This is a genomic window from Yersinia sp. 2466 StPb PI (assembly GCF_041538325.1).
GTDB classification, from domain to species: Bacteria; Pseudomonadota; Gammaproteobacteria; order Enterobacterales; family Enterobacteriaceae; genus Yersinia; species Yersinia enterocolitica_E.
Genome location: NZ_JAULSL010000001.1, coordinates 4127906 through 4146345 on the forward strand (window position 1 = coordinate 4127906; position 18440 = coordinate 4146345).

Consider the following 18440-nt stretch of genomic DNA (forward strand, 5'->3'; position numbering starts at 1 on the left):
GGCTATTCCTCCCGCGATGAGTGATCGTCATCTTTACGGCGCTGCTTCTGTTGCCGCCCCAGCTCACGCACCGTCATCAGGCTGACACCGGCAACCAATCCCACCACCCCACCCAGCAACGCGGTGGCGGTGGTAGAAACCTTGCCACCTTCCACATTATGGATCTGTGGTTTTTCAGCGCGTGGTGTTGGGTTTTCGACATTGGCTAATTGAGCAATGCTTTTGGTAAAACCAATCCCCTCTTCGTTACAGCCGTAGCACGGATGACCGATGCCGACCGGCCAGATGCCACCACCAACATCGCAGAACTCTAGGGTTGGACAGTTACCGTAGGTCTCCGGCCCCTTGCAACCAAGGTGATAGAGGCACCAGCCCTGACGATGCCCTTCATCACCAAACTGACGGGCAAAACGACCGGCATCAAAGTGCGGGCGACGCTCGCAGTTTTCATGGATCAGACGGCCATAGGCAAAGGTAGGACGGTTCTTGGCATCCAACGCCGGCGGCCGCCCAAAGGTAATGATATGAGCGACGGTTGCCAGGAAGTTATGCGGATTCGGCGGGCAGCCGGGAATATTAATCACGGTTTTCCCCGGTAGCGCCGCTTGCAAACTGACCGCGCCGGTTGGGTTGCCACCAGTGGCTGGCACGCCCCCCCAGGCAGAACAGGAGCCAATGGCAATAATAGCTGCCGCATGTTCCGCCGCTTCGCGAATATGCTCGACAATAGGTTTGCCCGCCACCATGCAGTAAATCCCACCATCTTTCAGTGGGATAGAACCATCCACCACCAGTATGTACTTCCCTTTATGCTGTTCAATAGCGCGGTGCTTATTCTCTTCCGCCTGCTCACCAAATGCTGCTGACAGCACTTCGTGATACTCCATTGATATAACACTGAGCAGCAAATTCTCCAGGGTGGGATGCGTTGAGCGCAACAGTGACTCGGTACAGCCGGTGCACTCCTGAGCACCAATCCAGATGACCGGCGGCCGTTGTGGTGAACCGACCATATTGGCAATTTCTGCGGCAGCCTTACTGCTGAGCCCCATGGTGGCAGCCAGCGCTGCACAAAGCTTCATAAAATCACGACGGTTAACGCCATGCTGGGAAAGCATGTTTTTTCCCCTGTCATTATTATTATATTGTTCACATACCCGATACTAATGATGGGTATATCCCTATAAAAAGCATGGTCTTATATCCAATAGATTTCGAAATGCTGGGCGGCCGCAAACGAAAGAACCCCGATGAACTTACATAAGTAAGTGATTAGAGTAAGTGAGAGCAGCCAACACACCTGCACTTTGAAAAAAGATGAAGGATATTCTGTTAATAGTTTGTAACTCTGCAAATATAATTAAGTTGATCTTTATCAATGGATAATTGATTGAGTCTGAAAGGGGTAAATATCTGTGAACTAAAACCGTTTCAGCAAAACATTTCATTTGCCAGAAAATAAAAAATCTGTCAGGAGGTAATGCGGAGGATGCAGATGGAATTCAATATCATTAACCCAAAATAGTAAATTAATGTAATGACTTTAATTATATATTACTTACTTTAGTTATTTAACTGGAAATGGAAATTCCATCCAACTTAAAGATGAAATGCATCATTTACCTTTTTTAAGTGAATTTAATTGATCATCAGAATGTAATTTGCCATTGAAAACGTTGAATTAACACACTTTGAAATACGGTCAAAATGCGACAAACCCTTGCGGGGCCTGACGCTTGTCGATACTCACCACCAGCGGTAAAAATCTGTACGAAAAACAATCTTTAGGTCGCCATGTTGGTATCAATTATTAACTAAAACTGATTTTTTTAACATTTCATTAGGTCATTATTCTACCTAAAAAGTGTTAAGCATTAGCCCTTCCCTGAACATTTTATAAAAAATGAAACCAACCAGACCTGCGGATATAAATCATACAAGATGATTAGTTATTAATTTAATCATTATTCCTAGTGCGAATTGTTAAATCAGCCAGAAAATCGGATTCTTATCAATTTCATTCAGTTTGAGAACTCTAACAGACTGTTTTGTCATTTTTAATGATAAATCTTAATGTTACAAAATGGATCATGGCGATGACAGTGATAGCGAATACTTGCCAGAGGGACAATCTGTTATAGGTGTATTAGGTTATAAATTTCACTTAACGCAGAGTTAAATGTGTTTCCACTGCCGTGATTTTACTTTCGCCGGTAAATTGTCGGCCAGAGAGACGATAACATGCCCTCTGATTGGGGCTAATCGTCCTATAAAATTTGAGTTAACTCTACTTTTTATCTATCTATCAATTAATAAGCAAATAAGTCGTGCTATGATTATTTTACCGGTCAATATTCAATCGGTTATAAGTTAGCAACTTCAAGTAGGAAGGGTCTTTATGATAAAACCATTCATTGTTGTAACCCTCGCCATCGCCACTCTCAGTGGTTGCGCCAATAATAATACCCTTTCGGGCGATACTTTTAGCAGTTCTCAGGCCGGCCAGGCTCAAGCTGTAACTTACGGAACCTTGGTTTCTGTCCGTCCAGTCACTATTCAGGGCGGAGATGGGAATAATGTTGCGGGTGCGGTCGGTGGGGCTGTGGTGGGTGGTTTTCTGGGTAACACCATTGGCGGCGGTACTGGTCGCCGTCTCGGAACCGCAGCAGGTGCCGTTGCCGGTGGCGTAGTCGGCCAACAAGTCCAGAGTATGATGAATCGCAGTAGTGGTGTTGAACTGGAAGTGCGCCGCGATAACGGTACCACCTTCCTGGTGGTTCAAGCTCAGGGCGTTACCCAATTCCAACCGGGGCAACGTGTCACCATTGCTACCCATGGGAATACCGTCACTATCACACCACGTTAGGTTTTGCCGCCTGAACTCAGCGTGTAGGTATGGCAACTTAAGTTAAGTCATTGTATTAAAAAGCACCGCCCAGTCCTGAAGGTTCGAGGGTAGACTGGGCGGTGAAAAGATGAACATAACTATCCGGCTTTTTTCGCTGCCGGTTTCACTACATTCTCTCCGTGGTTGCCAAAGAACTGATATAAGGTGTCTGAAGCCGTTTTGGTTAAGACCATAATTTCAATACGGCGGTTTTTAGCCGCAAGAGGTTCGACTGAGTCCAATAGCATCTGATCAGCCATCGCATTGATTTGTAATACCCGACCGTCATCCAGCCCGCCTTTTACTAGCGCTTTATGCGCCATCAAGGCCCGCTCGCCAGACAAGTTCCAGTTGTTGTACAACACCTGATCACGGTAGCGGGAAGCATCGGTATGGCCGGTAATAATGATTTTATTGTCCATCTCATTAAATGCCGGAGCCAACTCAGCCAGTAGACGGCTGAAGAACGGCGTCAGTACAGCGCTACTGCGCTGGAACATATCGCGCTGCTTATCATCCTGAATCAAAATACGTAGCCCTTGTGGCACCACTTCCATTTGCAGGTTGGATTGCGCATCGTAGGCAGAAGTAATTTGCATAATGATGCGTGATAACTCTTCCATTTCTTTACGTGATTTATCCACCACCTCTTCCAGAGATTGCTCCGGTTCCGGCACCTCAACTGCCAGATTACTTTTGGTCTCTTTCGCTTGCTCCTTACCATCAATGCTGTCAGAGAACTTGCCGCCGCCACTTTTGCTTTTAGAGGGAATTGAAATAAAGGATTGCTGCGAAAAGATGGTTTGCCCATTCAGTTGCGCCACAATCTCTTGCCGCTCCTCTTCTGATACCACCCCGACAATCAACTTTGTGGTGGTAACCAAGGGTGCTGAGCGAATTTCTGAAGTGTCGGCCCGCTTTACCTTGGATGCACTGCCGGGTAAACAGATGGCGATTGATGCCGACCTTAATGCCGGGTTAATCAATCAGGAGCAAGCGCGCTTGCGCCGTAAAGAAGTGGCCAGCGAAGCTGACTTCTACGGTGCGATGGATGGAGCATCCAAGTTTGTTCGCGGTGACGCCATCGCCGGTATTATGATTCTGGTGATCAACGTGATCGGCGGTATCTGTATCGGTATCTTTAAATACGATCTCAGCGCCAGCCAGTCGTTTCAACAATATGTATTGTTGACCATTGGTGACGGTCTGGTGGCACAAATTCCGTCCCTGTTATTAGCAACCGCGGCGGCAATTATTGTCACTCGGGTGAGTGATGGCGGTGACATGACTGATGAAATTAAAGATCAGTTGTTGGCAAAACCGACTATCTTGTATGCTGCGGCATTCGTGATGTTCATACTCGCCATTGTGCCGGGGATGCCCCATCTTGCCTTTCTCAGCTTCACCGGATTACTCCTGTTCGCCGCTTGGCAGCAAAGTAAAAAAATTCAGCAAGCGGATGCTGAGCCCGATCTTACAATCCTCGACCAAGCCATTTCTGAAGATAATGCCCTGAACCTCAACTGGGAAAATATTCCGATAGTTGAACCTATCGGCCTGAATTTGGGCTATAAGCTGGTCACACTGGTCGATGAATCAAAAGGCCGACCGCTGATTCAGCGGCTGCGAGGGGTGCGGCAAATCATCTCCGAAACCTGCGGAATTCTATTACCGGAAGTCAAAGTACGGGAAAACTTCCGCTTAAAACCGTCCCAATACACCATCAATATTAATGGTGTCAAAGTCGCCGGTGGCGATGTTTATATTGATAGACTGATGGCGATTCCAACAGCGGAACAATACGGCGAGGTTGATGGTGTACTGGCAATCGATCCGACTTACGGCCTGGCCGTGGTATGGGTAGCACCGGAAGATAAGCCCACGGCACTAAACTTCGGTTATCAGGTGGTGGATTGTGCCAGTGTGGTCGCGACCCATGTGAATAAAGTGGTACGTGACCATTTATCTGAACTGTTTAATTATGATGATATAACCCTATTACACCAACGGCTTGAGTCGCTGTCGCCACGTTTGGCTGAAGATTTGGCTGGCGGATTGAATTTTAGCCAATTGCTGAAGGTGTATCGTCAGCTATTAACCGAAAATGTGTCGCTGAAAGATATTGTCACCATCGCCACCACCTTAGTAGAAAGTGCCACTATCACCAAAGATTCACTGCTCCTCACCTCAGATGTGCGTTACGCATTACGTACCGGTATCGTCAATGGTATCAATGGCGATGACAAAAACCTGGCGGTTTATACCATTAATAACGAATTAGAAAATATGTTGCTTGGCTCGTTGAATCAGGCGCAGCAAGCGGGGAAAGTGGTATTGGATAACTTCCCAGTCGACCCAAATATCCTGACCCAGTTGCAGCAGAATATGCCGATCATTAAAGAGCAGATGAAAGCAGAGAATCACCAACCTATTTTATTGGTAACCCCGCAATTGCGGCCATTAATTGCACGCTATGCACGACTATTCTGCAATGGGTTGAATGTGTTGTCTTATAACGAAGTGCCTGATGATATGGCGCTGAATGTGATTGGTACCTTAGAGTAAAAGTAGATGAGCCTCAAGAATGAGGCTCATTAATTCCTACCGCTTCAAAGGCAAAGGGGATAATTAGTTATCCATAAAGGTCTGCTGCCATTCAACAATCGTTTTGGGTCTTTTATCTTTATCTTCAGGCACATTGGTAAAATAGTGAACCCGCAGCGTGCCATTTTTTTCAGGCGCAACATACGCGGCCCACATCAAACCGGCACGGTTATACATAATGATTGATGCACGCTTATTGGCTGCACCTCGCACCCAGGTGGATAATACTTTTGCCTCCCGGTTATCCCGGTCATTGCTATAAATATAGACGTTGGCTGAGGCGACAAACTGGGCGTAATGGTCGCCGACTAACTCACGGAAAAGTTTATCGTTGTTGGTATCAGTAAAAATACCGACCGAGAGTAAGCTCGGAGTCTCACGCGGATCTTTTTCAGCCCGAATATACTGCCCGTCAATAAAGACATCTTTAGGCATCGAAATTCGGCAACCCCAACTGCCATTGCTGTGCACCTGAATTGAACCATCTTTTATCGGGATCAGTAATAACCGGCAGCTTGCTGTATTTTCAATAAGATCAACAACCGCCAACCCTTCAATTTTACGCGCTTCAGCTCTAAAATTACCGGTATTCTCACCGGACCAGGCGCGGCTATCGATACTAAATCCCCACTCAGCAACCCGGGTTATTTTGATAACGCCCCCCCGGTCATTCCCTTTGGTGACATTCCACCACTGCCCAGCCCAGTCAAATTTTTTGTCAATATCAGACATGGAGGCAATGCCCTGAAAATAGGCGCGCTGAATACAGCTATCACTGGTACAACTGTTAAGGGATTTTTCCCATATTTGTCGTTGCTGATACACTGTTTCTGTATCATATTTAACCAACATGGACTGATAGATATCGCTAAATGTCTGATCCAGCCAGTGTAAATCCTCATTACCACATACAGTATATTCAACCGGTGTCGCTGCACGCTGGCAGTTAATGGCAAAAGATGACGATGAAATAATCATCGCCAGTAAAAATAAAATGCTGCGAAAGTAAGCAATTCTCATTGTTTAACCCGATTAAAACATGAATTTTTTTATTATTGAAAGCTAATAACAACCTAGCTCACTATATCGTTTTTGTGGCTAAATACCTAAAACTGGTAATAGAAAACCACCAGACGGCGCTGACTCTTAGCGCAATCCGGTGGCTGTTCTCTACTATTTATTACGACAATAATTGTTATTTATTAAATTGAATCAAAGCGTAACTAAGAATGAGTGGCTTGCATATTATCTGATAAATTAAAAACAGAGACCGCTTCTGTCAGTTGCCGTGCCTGTTCTTCTAACGAGGCAGCCGCAGCGGCAGACTCTTGTACCAGGGAGGCATTTTGTTGTGTGACGCCGTCCATCTCGGCGACAGCTTGCCCAATTTGACCAATACCGCGGCTTTGCTCATCAGAAGCAGAGGCAATCTCGCCCATAATGTCGGTTACATTGGCCACCGCCTGCACGATGCTATTCATCGTCTCCCCTGCTTCAGATACTTGCTGTGAGCCAATATTCACTCGGGATACCGATTCACTGATCAACCCTTCGATTTCTTTCGCCGCTTGTGCACTACGTTGGGCCAAATTACGAACTTCACTTGCTACTACCGCAAAACCGCGCCCCTGCTCACCAGCCCGGGCCGCTTCAACTGCTGCGTTCAGTGCCAGAATATTGGTTTGGAAGGCGATACTGTTTATCACACCGATAATATCCGCAATACGGCGTGAGCTTTCCGTAATACTGCTCATAGTGGCAACGACATCGTTGACAATCCGCCCGCCATTTTTCGCTGTTGCAGAGGCATTCTCAGCCAACTTACTGGCTTGATGGGCGTTTTCAGCGTTCTGTTTCACCGTTGCATTCAGTTGTTCCATACTGGCTGCGGTTTCTTCCAGTGCCGCCGCTTGTTGCTCGGTACGGGAAGAGAGATCCGCATTTCCTGCTGCAATTTCACCGGCTCCGGTATAAATCGCATCGGTACTGTTGCGAATGGTTGATACCGTATTCACCAAACTATTTTGCATTTCACGTAAGTAAGGGATCAGTTGCCCGACGCAGTTACGGCCAAACTCAGGCATTGGCCGGCCTAACTGCCCTTCAGCTAAGCGTTTAAAGTGCACCTTGATCGACTCCAGCGGACGCACCAAATAACTGACGATATAGCGATCGGTTAAGAACAGAATGATAACACCGGCAATTAATGCAGCAAAAAGCGCCCGTTGACACCAGTCGACTAATGTCTCCACCCGCAAACTGGCAGCCTCTGTTGCAGTATCAACCGCAGAATTGTACTTCTCGACGGTAGCGCCAAACTCTCGGCTTAATGGTGGATAATCTTTGTTAAACAAATTGTTATAATCTTCGAAGCGATTCTCGGCCACCGCTTTAGCCATCGGTTCAATCCCATTACTCAATAATGTTGACCAGCTTTGAATAGTTTTATCTGTCAGTAATGGATCCATCGACTCATGAGATTGCAGTTTAAATTTCGCCAAACTCTCTTGGGTATTTTTTAGTGCTACACCGGCTGAAGCCAATTCACGATCAGCATCGGCAGTTGCCCCGCTTTGACGATATGCCGCGGCACGACTTAAACGAGTAACCACACGAAAATATTGGTCATTACCCCGATTAATAATATTAATGTTTTTTTGTTGGTTAGAACTCAAATGTAATGAATGCGTCAATTGGTTAAGTGAAAATAATGTAAAGGTCGAGACGCCTCCCCAAAGCAACAAAAATATAACAAGAATAGATAATAACGCCATCCTGATGGTGATATGTTTTAGAAAATTCACGGGAATACCCCTGTGTCTTATTTTTTTAGTTTATTTCCTTGAGATTTCAAGGTGTTTATCGCTGATAATCCCCGCAGGGAAAAAGGTTAATTATCAGGACTCATCACCAAAATAGCATGAAACCAACACAAAAGATCAAGATAACCGATCAATATTAAACAACCGATTGATTTCACCTATTAAAATGTAAATAACGTTCGATAATCTTGATCGAAAACTGATTAACAACGTTCAGTAGTTTCCACATTATATGTATTTATTCTGAATATAAATACAGCGCCCCATTACCTATTAACTCTTAGAATAGTTAGCCAATCAATTAATTTACTTACAGATAGAGAATTACCTGTTTTTGCAATTGCAGAATTAAATATCTTATTAAATGCGATTGGGCGAGATAAATAAAATAATAACAAAAATCCATATCAAACCATCAGGCACGCGATACAGCAAAATTTAACTATTTATTTGCTATGGTTGATTCTGTATTTTTTTAGCAAGGAAACCAGGCTGGGGAAATAACAATTTTATTCATTGCAATATAGGCATGTGCTTAGCACGGCGACGGTGATACTAAAAGAAGAGCGGCCAACGATCACTGGCCGGTATTATACCTTAATTCGCGCTAGCCGCAGCCCCCAGAGGCCGGCTGAATTGGCTTAAACCATGCTAATGAGTCATGGCCAGCATGCGACTGATCGTCCTCTAAATGGTTTGACTGGTGCGATATTTCGCTAGGTTTCCTGTCTTGAAGATGAGCACGCCAATCCTCCCTTTCACTCACCACATTGCAAATAGTAATAGGAATAATAATTACTACCATTCATTTTATGGCATGATAAATTACGACCTAGCACCGTTAAATAGAAAGAGAAAACGCCGTTATGTCCCACTATATGCCTGCCTGTAAAACATCCCGTTCTCTGCCTGCCCTACTGGGCTTGCTGTGTCTGACATTTTGGTTATCCGGCTGCAAACCCGCGGAGGAGAACAACGCATCAGCGGCAGACGACAACTCACCAGCATGGTCCCGGACGGTGGAAACGGCTAAAGGCCCGGTCACATTAACTCAGCAACCTACACGGATTGTTTCCACCAGCATCACCATCACTGGCACCTTATTGGCGATCAATGCGCCGGTGATTGCCAGTGGAGCGACCGCGCCCAGCTCCACCGTCGCAGATAATCAAGGGTTCTTTACTCAATGGTCGGCTGTCGCACAGGCAAAAAAACTGGTACCGATATATCAGACTGAGCCAAACGCCGAAGCTGTTGCCGGCATGAACCCTGACTTAATTATTATTTCTGCCACCGGGGGGGATTCGGCAGTGAAATTGTATGAGCAGTTATCTGCTATCGCACCAACCTTAGTGATTAATTACGATGATAAAAGCTGGCAAGAGTTAGCAATGATATTGGGGCAGGCAACTGGCCATGAAACCGATGCGAAAGATGTGATTGATAAATTTGCCAACCGGCTCAATGAGGTGAAACAGAGTATTACCTTACCGCCGCAGCCAACGTCGGCTTTTGTCTATCAAGCCGCCGGTAGCACCGCGAACTTGTGGACTGAAGACTCGGCACAGGGCAAATTGTTGCAGGAGCTGGGCTTTAGGCTCGCTGAAATACCTGAAGCCGTGAAAGGTAACACCAGTATGGGACATCGTAAGGATATTATTCAGTTAGGTGGCGAGAAGCTGGCTGAAGGTCTGAACGGTGAGACTATTTTACTCTTCTCCGGTGATCAACCGTCAGTTGATGCATTGAAAAGTAATAAATTTTTAGCTCATATTCCAGCGATTGAGCACAACCGTGTTTATGCCGTGGGTTATGACACTTTCCGCTTGGATTATTACAGTGCGAGTAATCTGTTAGCCCGAATTGAAGGGATGTTTAAACCTGCTCATTGATTGGGTAAGTCCCGCTTCTGACGTTGAGCGCATTCAGGAATGTGACCGAGCAGGCTAAATTTCCCCCTGCGTTACCACAGCGATGCATTCTAACAATAATGCGTGCTAACATATCTCACCAAAATAATAATGATAATCAAATCGATAACAATAATCATTTGTTAAAGAAGAGTTACAATGCCTGCTGATTATTCTCCAGATCAATATTCAATAAAACCGCTGACACTGGTGTCGACGTCAGAGGTACCAACAGCGCGCCGACGCGGGCTGTTGCTGCTGTTCAGCATTGTTGTGTTGCTATTGGTCATGGCTGCCAGCCTGATGCTCGGTGCCAAAGCCATCCCTTTCTCCGTGGTCTGGCAGAGTTTGCTCGGCACAGAGCACAGCGCCGATAGCATTTTGATCGTTGAATCACGTCTGCCGCGAACCTTGATTGGTGTACTCGCCGGTGCAGCGCTGGGGCTATCGGGTGCAGTCATGCAAGCCCTAACCCGTAACCCACTGGCTGACCCCGGTATTCTTGGCGTCAATGCCGGAGCCAGTTTTGCCGTCGCCGTCGGGATCATTTTTTTCGGCGTTAATGCCATCCAGGGCTATATTATTTCCGCTTTTATCGGTGCGATGTTAACCACACTGGTGGTGTATTGGGTCGGTGCTCAGGGCGGCGGGCGCGTTAATCCCCTGCGCCTGACACTTTCCGGTGTCGCGATTGGCGCTGTGTTAATGGGGATTTCCTCTGGCATATCACTGACACATCCACTGGTCTTTGATCGGGTGCGCTTCTGGCAGGCAGGGTCATTGGATATCCGCAGTATGTCAGTGGTATTGGCCGTCACTCCGGCAATCCTGCTCGGCGGTGTGATCTCCCTGTTGCTGGCTCGGCCACTCAATGCGATGCATATGGGAGAGGATCTGGCGGCCGCGATTGGGGCCAGAATTATCCAAACCCAATTTTGGGCGGTCATCGCCGTCACCTTGTTGTGCGGTGCCGCTACCGCAGCCGTTGGCCCTATCGCCTTTGTTGGCCTGATGGTCCCCCATATCGCCCGTTGGATTGTTGGGCCGAATCAATGTTGGATTCTCCCATTCACATTAGTGATGACACCTATCCTGTTGCTGGTATCTGACATTATTGGCCGCTTCTTGGTGCCGGGCGAGTTACGGGTTTCCGTCGTAACGGCATTTATTGGCGCGCCTTTGCTAATCTGGCTAGTTCGACGTAACAAAAGGATGACCGCGCTATGAAGTCTGTCACCTCGCCGTGGCTATTTGGTCGCCCCGATGGCGCGATAAATTTACGCATCCGACCACGCAGTTTAGTTGTTTGCAGCCTGCTGCTACTGGCCTGTTTGTTGGGCGCACTGCTGGCATTAATGGCGGGAACTCTGGCATTAATGCCTCAACAGGTACTTAATGCCTTGTTCGGGCAAACCCGCGGTGCAGTGGATATTATCGTCAATCAATGGCGCTTACCCCGCGCAGTGATGGCGCTTATTTTTGGTGCCGCACTGGGTATCAGTGGCGCAATATTTCAGTCATTAGTACGTAACCCACTTGGCAGCCCTGACATCATCGGCTTTAATATGGGTGCCTATACCGGTGCGTTAGTGGCAATTACGCTGTTCAATGGTAACTATTTCGAGATTGCCAGCAGCGCCTTGGTTGGCGGCTTACTGGCAGCTATTGCGGTGTATCTGCTGGCATATCGACAAGGGATTCAGGGCTTTCGGCTAATTATTGTCGGCATTGCCATTGGCGCGATGCTCACTGCATTCAATACCTGGCTGACAATCACGGCATCACTGGAGTCAGCGATGACTGCCGCGGCTTGGGGGGCGGGGTCATTGAATGGTCTGAGCTGGGCTAAGGGCCTGCCATCACTGATGTTTATCTTTGCCGCGACGATAGCCGCAATGCTGCTTAGCCGCCGCATGCCACTGCTGGAAATGGGCGATGATGCCGCTGGTGCCTTAGGGGTTCCCGTTGAGAAAACTCGCCTGAGCCTGATGGCGATTGGCGTCATTCTAATGGCCGCCGTCACCGCCGCCGCTGGGCCTATCTCCTTTATTGCATTAGCCGCCCCACAAATAGCACGGCGTCTGGCGGGCACATCTTCAGTGACGTTAACCACATCGGCACTGATGGGCGCCTTATTACTGGTTGCCGCCGATCTCTGCGCCCAACACCTATTTCCACCTAATCAATTGCCGGTCGGCGTGGTTACCACCAGCATCGGCGGCCTGTATCTTATTTGGCTTTTAATCCGGGAGTCCGGGCGATCATGAGTATTGTTACCCCTGCAGCCACCCTACACCACAGCGTTTTTTCCTCCCGCTTACAAGCCGACGCCCTAACACTGGGCTACGACGGTAAGATAATCAGCCAGAACCTGAGCATCTCCATTCCTGATGGTGAATTTACGGTGATTGTCGGCCCCAATGCCTGTGGTAAATCAACGCTGCTACGCGCACTGAGCCGTTTGCTGAAACCGCAAGCAGGTCAGGTAATTTTAGACGGCAAGAATATCGCCAGCATTGATACCCGGCAGGTGGCACGTCATTTGGGTTTGTTGCCACAAAGTTCGCAAGTACCCGACGGTATCAGCGTGTTAGATTTGGTGGCGCGTGGCCGTTATCCCCATCAGAAGTTATTACAGCAATGGACACAGGCCGATAAACTGGCGGTCAATAATGCTATGCAAGCCACCGGTGTCAGTGAACTGGCTGACCGATCAGTGGACGCATTATCTGGCGGGCAACGCCAGCGAGTATGGATAGCTATGGTATTGGCACAGCAGACGCCGCTGCTGCTGCTGGATGAACCCACCACCTATTTAGATATCGCTCATCAGATTGATTTATTGGAGTTATTCAGTAACCTTAATCAGCAACATAACCATACCTTGGTTGCTGTTCTGCATGATCTTAATCATGCCTGTCGTTACGCTACCCATATTATCGCCATGCGCGACGGGCAGGTAGTTACACAAGGTCACCCGCGCGAGGTGATCACAGCAGATTTGGTCGAACAGGTATTTGGTATGCCGTGTTTGATCATTGATGATCCGGTTTCACATACACCATTGGTGATACCGAAGGGGCGATTTAAAATTTAATCCACAAGCGAGCAGAGAGCGAGTCTGCCCTCTGCTCGCCGAAGGCGGTTAAAACTCAGTCGATCAGGTTAACAGACAGCGTAATCCATCAATCAAGCCCCCCCGCCAGCATAGAGCATCATGCCCACCCGCATAGACTCGATACTGCAACCGATGCCCTGCCTGACGAAGCGCTGCACTCATGGCTTGATTGACCTGATAAATCACATCTTCACGGCGACCTGCTTCCATAAAGATATTCAATGGCTGACTCGCCCCCAATCCCTGATACACCTGCTCGGTCAGCCAGCCCTGACGTTCAGCAGTCCCCGCCGTCAGTGCCTTGAAATTATCAACATCAGGCCACCAGAACGAACCGGACTGACTCAACACACAACCAAAACGCTGTGGCCAATGTAATCCAGCGTACAACGATGCCAACCCGCCAAAACTCTGCCCGGCCACTACAGTACGAGACGCTTGTTCCGTAAAAGCCTGTTGCAATGCAATCTGCGGCAGTAATTCTGTTTGCAATGCCTGCCAGAAATCCTGATTACAAGGCAGCTCTTGCGAACGATGAGTCTGGTCAATGATGTCGATCAACACATAGACGCTAGCAGGTAAATGCCCTGCGGCGGTTTCACTATCCAATATGCCAAACACCGGCTGCCTGAGTGCCCAATATTGGCCATCCAGCAAGATAGCCAATGGGCGTTCGGCTTTATCTTCAGCACCGGTTGTCGTTGAGTAAATCCACACATTGCGACTATTGCCCAATAACTGGCTGTGCCAACTAATCAGTTGTAAACGTTGCGGTTCGGCGGGCAGAATTTTACCCGCATCGATTGGCTGCCAGGCCGTTTGCGGCAAAGCATCGGCTAAATGAACCGCAGAAAGTGACATTCCGCGATAACTGCAATGCGCGGCAATCGGGTTTAACGGATCGTTCTCAGCGAGATCCATCAATGAGATCCACCAATCGCGCTGTGCCTGACGCTGTTCTTGCGGGCTACCGGCTGGCAAATTCAAACATTTCTCTGCTGAGACGGGAATAAAGCTGTAACTGCCACGAAAATCAGACTCTACCTCTGCCTGCCAATACCAAACATCCGTCTGGCCCAGCCGAGTGAGCGATTCAGGATTAACACTATGATGATCTGTCACGCCGTTAACATCGATATACACGCAGCTATATACCGAATCACGCGCCTTTCCTTGTCGGTCGCGCCACAGGAAAGTCAGCTTTACTTTGCCAGCTGCTGCCGGTTCAGTCAGGGGCGTTCCCCATTGTGCGATGCGCTGCCACCATGATTCACTGCCCGCCGAAGGATCCTGTAATAACTGCTGACTCTCTGGATATTCGCTCGCCACTCTCACACGCTGCCCTCTTTATGTCATCACACCGGTCACGGTCTATTTATGATTACGTCTTTATTCATTGATAGCGCGGCGACTGTGCGCCATCACAAATGGATATAAGACTTAATATATATAAGGTTATTACCTAAATACAAATAATATTGAGAAGTATTATTATTTGCAATAACATAGTAAGCATTCTCTCCAGTGTGCCAGCCTATCATCGTAATTTAGATATGGCCGATGTGCTATGCGACGGTTATTGGATTGGAATATAACGTTTTTTTGTAACAACCAAGCTAAATAGAGGCAAATAAAGCCCGGTTGGCATCAAGAACCTGACGTATGAGGTTCAAATACTTTCCATTATTGTACTTCCAGGTAGGGATAAATCATGTTTGATATTTCTGGCAAGAAGATACCAACAACATTGCCATTTCGCGCAGGCTGCACAGCAAAGACCTTATTATTCACCACCACCTTGATACTGATACCGTCACTCAACGCATTAGCGGCCACTGCGGCTAAAGAAGATAAATTAGTGGTTGTCGCCAAACCGGGCAGCGGCCAACAAGATGATGGTTTCGTCGCTAAAAACAGCGCCACCGCGACTAAAACTGACACACCACTGATCCGCACCCCACAATCAGTTTCAGTTATTACCCGCCAGCAAATGCAAGATCAAGGAGCGGCTTCTGTGGCACAGGCCCTGCGCTATACCGCCGGTGTCGTGCCGGAATACCGTGGCGGCTCGAATATGAATGACGAAGTGATCATTCGTGGTTTTGGCTATGCCCCGCGTTTTCTCGATGGCTTAAGCTACAACTCATTAGGTGGTGCACGCCGTGGAGGCCAGATAGACCCCTGGCTGCTGGAACGAATTGAAGTAATCCGCGGCCCAGCATCAGTGCTTTACGGCCAAGTGAACCCCGGCGGCCTGATCAATATGGTCAGTAAACGCCCAACAGCGGAAAGTATTCATAAAGTGCAGGTGGGTGCAGGCAATAATAGCCTGGCTGAAGCAGCATTCGACTTCGGTGGCGTGTTGGATGATGAAGGTAAAGTACTCTATCGTTTGAACGGGCTTGGCAGAACACAAGATGATGCCGTAAATACCTTTAAACAGGAGCGTTTTGCTATCGCCCCGGCATTAACCTTTATCCCGAACGAAGACACCACCTTTACCTTACTGACCAGTTATCAGAAAGAACCCAAAGCCGGTTCACGTAACTTCTTGCCAGCCACTGGAACCGTGTTTGGTACTGCATACGGCCATATACCTTACGATTTTAACGTTAGCGACCCGTCATTTGATCAGTCTGAACGCGAGCAGACCTCTGTCGGTTATGCCCTTGAGCATTATATCAATGACACCTTTAAATTCCGCCAGAACCTGCGCTACAGCTATAACAAGCAAGATTACAAGTATCTGGTCTTTATGAATTTGCTGCCAGATAACCGCACCATGACTCGCCGCCCGCAAATCGAGCGCCAGACCATGGCTGAGTTTGCCGTTGATAACCAACTGCAAGCTGATTTCTGGACCGGGCAGTTAAACCATACGGTGCTGACTGGGCTGGATTACAAACGTAGCCGTATTGATAGTCAGTTCTTTATGGGCACCGTGCAGACAAAATACAATCTGGATTGGGTATCACCTGTCTATGGTCTGAATATTAAAGAGAGTGACTTGTCACTCAATAGCAGTGATCTGACCAAACTCGATCAGGTGGGGGTCTATTTACAAGATCAAATTGAACTGGATAAGTGGAATTTCCTCTTATCCGGGCGCTATGACTGGTCACAGTTAAAAACGCTAAGCCGCAAAACCGCCACTCAGGATCAACAAGACGACCATGCCTTTACCGGCCGTGCTGGTGTGTTGTATGCCTTTGATTCAGGTATCTCGCCGTATATCAGTTACAGTACTTCATTTGAACCTAGCACCGCCAAAGGCGCGCCGGGGACTGGGGCATTGGACCCGGTTACCGCGCGTCAAGTTGAGCTTGGCCTCAAATACCAGATACCGGGCAGCAGCACCTTGTTGACGACCGCATTGTACGATTTACGCCAGAAAAATATCAGCCAATACGACCAGGCACTGGCCTACAACGTCCCAATTGGTGAAGTGCAATCTCAGGGGATCGAAACGCAGTTAAACAGTGAGATTAACGACAATATCAACCTGATTGCTGCCTATACCTACACCAAAGGGAAAGTGCGTGAAACCAAAACACTGGCTGAATTAGGCAAAATGCCAGCCCGCACACCAAGCCATTCCGCCTCACTATGGGGAATGTATACCTTTGATAAAGGAGTAGTCGATGGCTTATCCACCGGTGTTGGTGTCCGCTATATCGGCACCAGTTGGGGTGATGCCAAGAACAGCTTTAAAGTCCCAGCGGTGACATTGTATGACTGGATGATGCGTTATGAACTGGGACAAGCTCTGCCAGCGATGAAAGGCACCAGTTTGCAAGTTAACGTCAACAATGTGTTCAACAAAGAATATGTTGCCAGTTGTGCACAGATGGCAGCTTGCTTCTATGGCAGTGGCCGTGTTGCCACCGCTACTGTCAGTTATGCCTGGTAAGGCTTAGGCTTATTCAGCCCACGCCGATTGATGCATAGCGGTGTGGGCTAATAACTCAGCGGGCGTTGGATAATAACTTAAAGAAAAGTAAATATTTCTTCTAATCAACCCCCATTGCGACTTCAGATATCGAAATAAATAGAATAAATTCAGCATACTAACGTTTTGGTAACCTTTCATTTCACTCAGTGCAACCCGATAAAACCATTCTAAAAACAGGGAGATGGTCCTATACTCGCTGGCAGCATTATTTAATATCACCACACATTCAGGTTAAACATGCCAGCATTTAGGGGAGTACCACAGCTTATGCACCGGATGCGCGCCAGTAAAATGCGCATGTGCGGTATGCTGCTGGTTGCCTGCTGGCTGATTCTCAACGCGCAGTTGGCCATCGCCGGCCATCAGTGTGATATTGCCCCTTCTGCCTCGCCGGTATTTACCCAGCATCAAGGGCATATACAGCCTGACCCTTTAGCAACAGAAAACCAAATGCACGACATGCCATCAATGATGGATATGTCTCATGGTCAGGCGCAAAACTCCTTATGTGAAAAACACTGCATCCCTGACTCTGTCCAGTCTGACAGCGGCATGTTGGTGCTGGCAGCCTTACCCACCAATACGGAGTTAGTATTGGCTGATAGGCAACAAACACCACGCGTCCAGCGCGTTGACTGGCATACCCCCCCCATTGTCGGCCCCCCCACTGAAATCGCTTTCTGCCGCTTTAGAGAATAGATCCAGACATAAATAACCGTTTTCTTCAGGCCACTTAATCGTGGTGTGTTGTGCTTATTCTATGTTTTGGAGTTATTGCTATGCGTATCTTATTTAGCGCTGTATCTGCTGTATTACTGTTTTCTTCTCCGCTGTTCGCCGCCAGCCCGGCCATGAGTGAAAATAGCCCGATGTCTCATGATAGTCATACAATAATGGCGGATTCTGCGCCAGCAGAGAGCTATCACTCCCAGGGCCAGATAAAAACCTGGCATGCCACCCGCGTATCTATTGCTCATAGCGCCATTCCGGCATTGAACTGGCCACCGATGACCATGACATTTGACCTGCCGGAGAGCCTGGCCGCACAGCCATTACCCGCAGGTACATCCGTGACATTCAGTTTCCACCAGACCGAACGAGGCTATCAGCTAACTGCCATTTCAGCACAGCGGCCATAAGGCGGGAT

The 18440-nt window shown here is 47.9% G+C and carries 12 protein-coding genes and 2 pseudogenes; 9 read left to right on the forward strand and 5 right to left on the reverse strand.

Annotation, left to right across the window (positions count from 1 at the left end; translation table 11 throughout):
* Positions 1 to 2: 2 nt before the first annotated feature.
* Positions 3 to 1135 (reverse strand): annotated as a pseudogene (gene hybO / locus Q2T72_RS18680) (hydrogenase 2 small subunit).
* A gap of 1263 nt (positions 1136 to 2398) precedes the next feature.
* Between hybO and Q2T72_RS18685 the strand changes: the two are divergent.
* Positions 2399 to 2866, forward strand: a complete 468-nt coding sequence (locus Q2T72_RS18685; protein ID WP_083162455.1) for a glycine zipper 2TM domain-containing protein — start codon at positions 2399 to 2401, stop codon at positions 2864 to 2866.
* A gap of 119 nt (positions 2867 to 2985) precedes the next feature.
* Here Q2T72_RS18685 and lafU read toward each other — a convergent pair whose 3' ends face one another.
* Positions 2986 to 3786, reverse strand: a complete 801-nt coding sequence (gene lafU / locus Q2T72_RS18690; protein ID WP_372569917.1) for a putative lateral flagellar export/assembly protein LafU — start codon at positions 3784 to 3786, stop codon at positions 2986 to 2988.
* Between lafU and Q2T72_RS18695 the strand changes: the two are divergent.
* A pseudogene (locus Q2T72_RS18695) lies at positions 3749 to 5452 on the forward strand (flagellar biosynthesis protein FlhA); the annotation flags it as partial. The gene lafU and the pseudogene Q2T72_RS18695 overlap by 38 nt on opposite strands.
* Before the next feature lie 63 nt (positions 5453 to 5515).
* Here Q2T72_RS18695 and Q2T72_RS18700 read toward each other — a convergent pair.
* Positions 5516 to 6511 carry a lysozyme inhibitor LprI family protein gene (locus Q2T72_RS18700; RefSeq protein ID WP_372569652.1) on the reverse strand — a complete coding sequence of 332 codons (996 nt, stop codon included), beginning with the start codon at positions 6509 to 6511 and terminating at the stop codon, positions 5516 to 5518.
* A gap of 203 nt (positions 6512 to 6714) precedes the next feature.
* A complete protein-coding gene (locus Q2T72_RS18705; protein WP_372569654.1) occupies positions 6715 to 8295 on the reverse strand; it encodes a methyl-accepting chemotaxis protein in 1581 nt (526 codons plus the stop codon).
* A gap of 884 nt (positions 8296 to 9179) precedes the next feature.
* Here Q2T72_RS18705 and fepB point away from each other — a divergent pair.
* The 4 genes from fepB to Q2T72_RS18725 all read left to right on the forward strand — a co-directional run bounded on the left by fepB (position 9180) and on the right by Q2T72_RS18725 (position 13320).
* Positions 9180 to 10205 (forward strand): Fe2+-enterobactin ABC transporter substrate-binding protein, encoded by a 1026-nt coding sequence (gene fepB / locus Q2T72_RS18710; RefSeq protein WP_372569656.1) that lies wholly within the window; start codon positions 9180 to 9182, stop codon positions 10203 to 10205.
* Positions 10206 to 10382: 177 nt separating this feature from the next.
* Entirely contained in the window at positions 10383 to 11450 is a 1068-nt protein-coding gene (gene fepD / locus Q2T72_RS18715) for a Fe(3+)-siderophore ABC transporter permease (protein ID WP_083162446.1), read from the forward strand.
* Positions 11447 to 12490, forward strand: coding sequence for an iron-enterobactin ABC transporter permease (fepG, locus tag Q2T72_RS18720; protein WP_372569657.1), 1044 nt, complete (start codon positions 11447 to 11449; stop codon positions 12488 to 12490). The genes fepD and fepG overlap by 4 nt, the downstream gene beginning before the upstream one ends.
* Positions 12487 to 13320 carry an ATP-binding cassette domain-containing protein gene (locus Q2T72_RS18725; protein ID WP_153046288.1) on the forward strand — a complete coding sequence of 278 codons (834 nt, stop codon included), beginning with the start codon at positions 12487 to 12489 and terminating at the stop codon, positions 13318 to 13320. Before fepG ends, Q2T72_RS18725 begins: the two co-directional genes overlap by 4 nt.
* 63 nt (positions 13321 to 13383) lie before the next feature.
* Here Q2T72_RS18725 and fes read toward each other — a convergent pair whose 3' ends face one another.
* A complete protein-coding gene (gene fes, locus Q2T72_RS18730) occupies positions 13384 to 14676 on the reverse strand; it encodes an enterochelin esterase (RefSeq protein ID WP_372569658.1) in 1293 nt (430 codons plus the stop codon).
* A gap of 376 nt (positions 14677 to 15052) precedes the next feature.
* Between fes and Q2T72_RS18735 the strand changes: the two genes are divergently transcribed.
* The 3 genes from Q2T72_RS18735 to Q2T72_RS18745 all read left to right on the forward strand — a co-directional run bounded on the left by Q2T72_RS18735 (position 15053) and on the right by Q2T72_RS18745 (position 18432).
* Positions 15053 to 17251 (forward strand): TonB-dependent siderophore receptor, encoded by a 2199-nt coding sequence (locus Q2T72_RS18735; protein ID WP_372569659.1) that lies wholly within the window; start codon positions 15053 to 15055, stop codon positions 17249 to 17251.
* A 309-nt stretch (positions 17252 to 17560) separates the two neighbouring features.
* Complete coding sequence (locus Q2T72_RS18740; protein WP_005188166.1) at positions 17561 to 17992, forward strand: hypothetical protein; 432 nt, start codon at positions 17561 to 17563, stop codon at positions 17990 to 17992.
* A gap of 80 nt (positions 17993 to 18072) precedes the next feature.
* Positions 18073 to 18432: a copper-binding protein gene (locus Q2T72_RS18745; RefSeq protein WP_372569660.1), complete on the forward strand. Its 360-nt coding sequence runs from the start codon at positions 18073 to 18075 to the stop codon at positions 18430 to 18432.
* The last annotated feature ends 8 nt before the right edge of the window (positions 18433 to 18440 follow it).

What these genes read in the sequence shown, in the direction of transcription:
- Q2T72_RS18725 (WP_153046288.1), top strand. Translation starts at nt 12,487, where the DNA reads ATGAGTATTGTTACCCCTGCAGCCACCCTACACCACAGCGTTTTTTCC.
- fepD (WP_083162446.1), top strand. Translation starts at nt 10,383, where the DNA reads ATGCCTGCTGATTATTCTCCAGATCAATATTCAATAAAACCGCTGACA.
- Q2T72_RS18685 (WP_083162455.1), top strand. Translation starts at nt 2,399, where the DNA reads ATGATAAAACCATTCATTGTTGTAACCCTCGCCATCGCCACTCTCAGT.
- fepB (WP_372569656.1), top strand. Translation starts at nt 9,180, where the DNA reads ATGTCCCACTATATGCCTGCCTGTAAAACATCCCGTTCTCTGCCTGCC.
- Q2T72_RS18700 (WP_372569652.1), bottom strand. Translation starts at nt 6,511, where the DNA reads ATGAGAATTGCTTACTTTCGCAGCATTTTATTTTTACTGGCGATGATT.
- Q2T72_RS18735 (WP_372569659.1), top strand. Translation starts at nt 15,053, where the DNA reads ATGTTTGATATTTCTGGCAAGAAGATACCAACAACATTGCCATTTCGC.
- fepG (WP_372569657.1), top strand. Translation starts at nt 11,447, where the DNA reads ATGAAGTCTGTCACCTCGCCGTGGCTATTTGGTCGCCCCGATGGCGCG.
- Q2T72_RS18745 (WP_372569660.1), top strand. Translation starts at nt 18,073, where the DNA reads ATGCGTATCTTATTTAGCGCTGTATCTGCTGTATTACTGTTTTCTTCT.
- Q2T72_RS18740 (WP_005188166.1), top strand. Translation starts at nt 17,561, where the DNA reads ATGCACCGGATGCGCGCCAGTAAAATGCGCATGTGCGGTATGCTGCTG.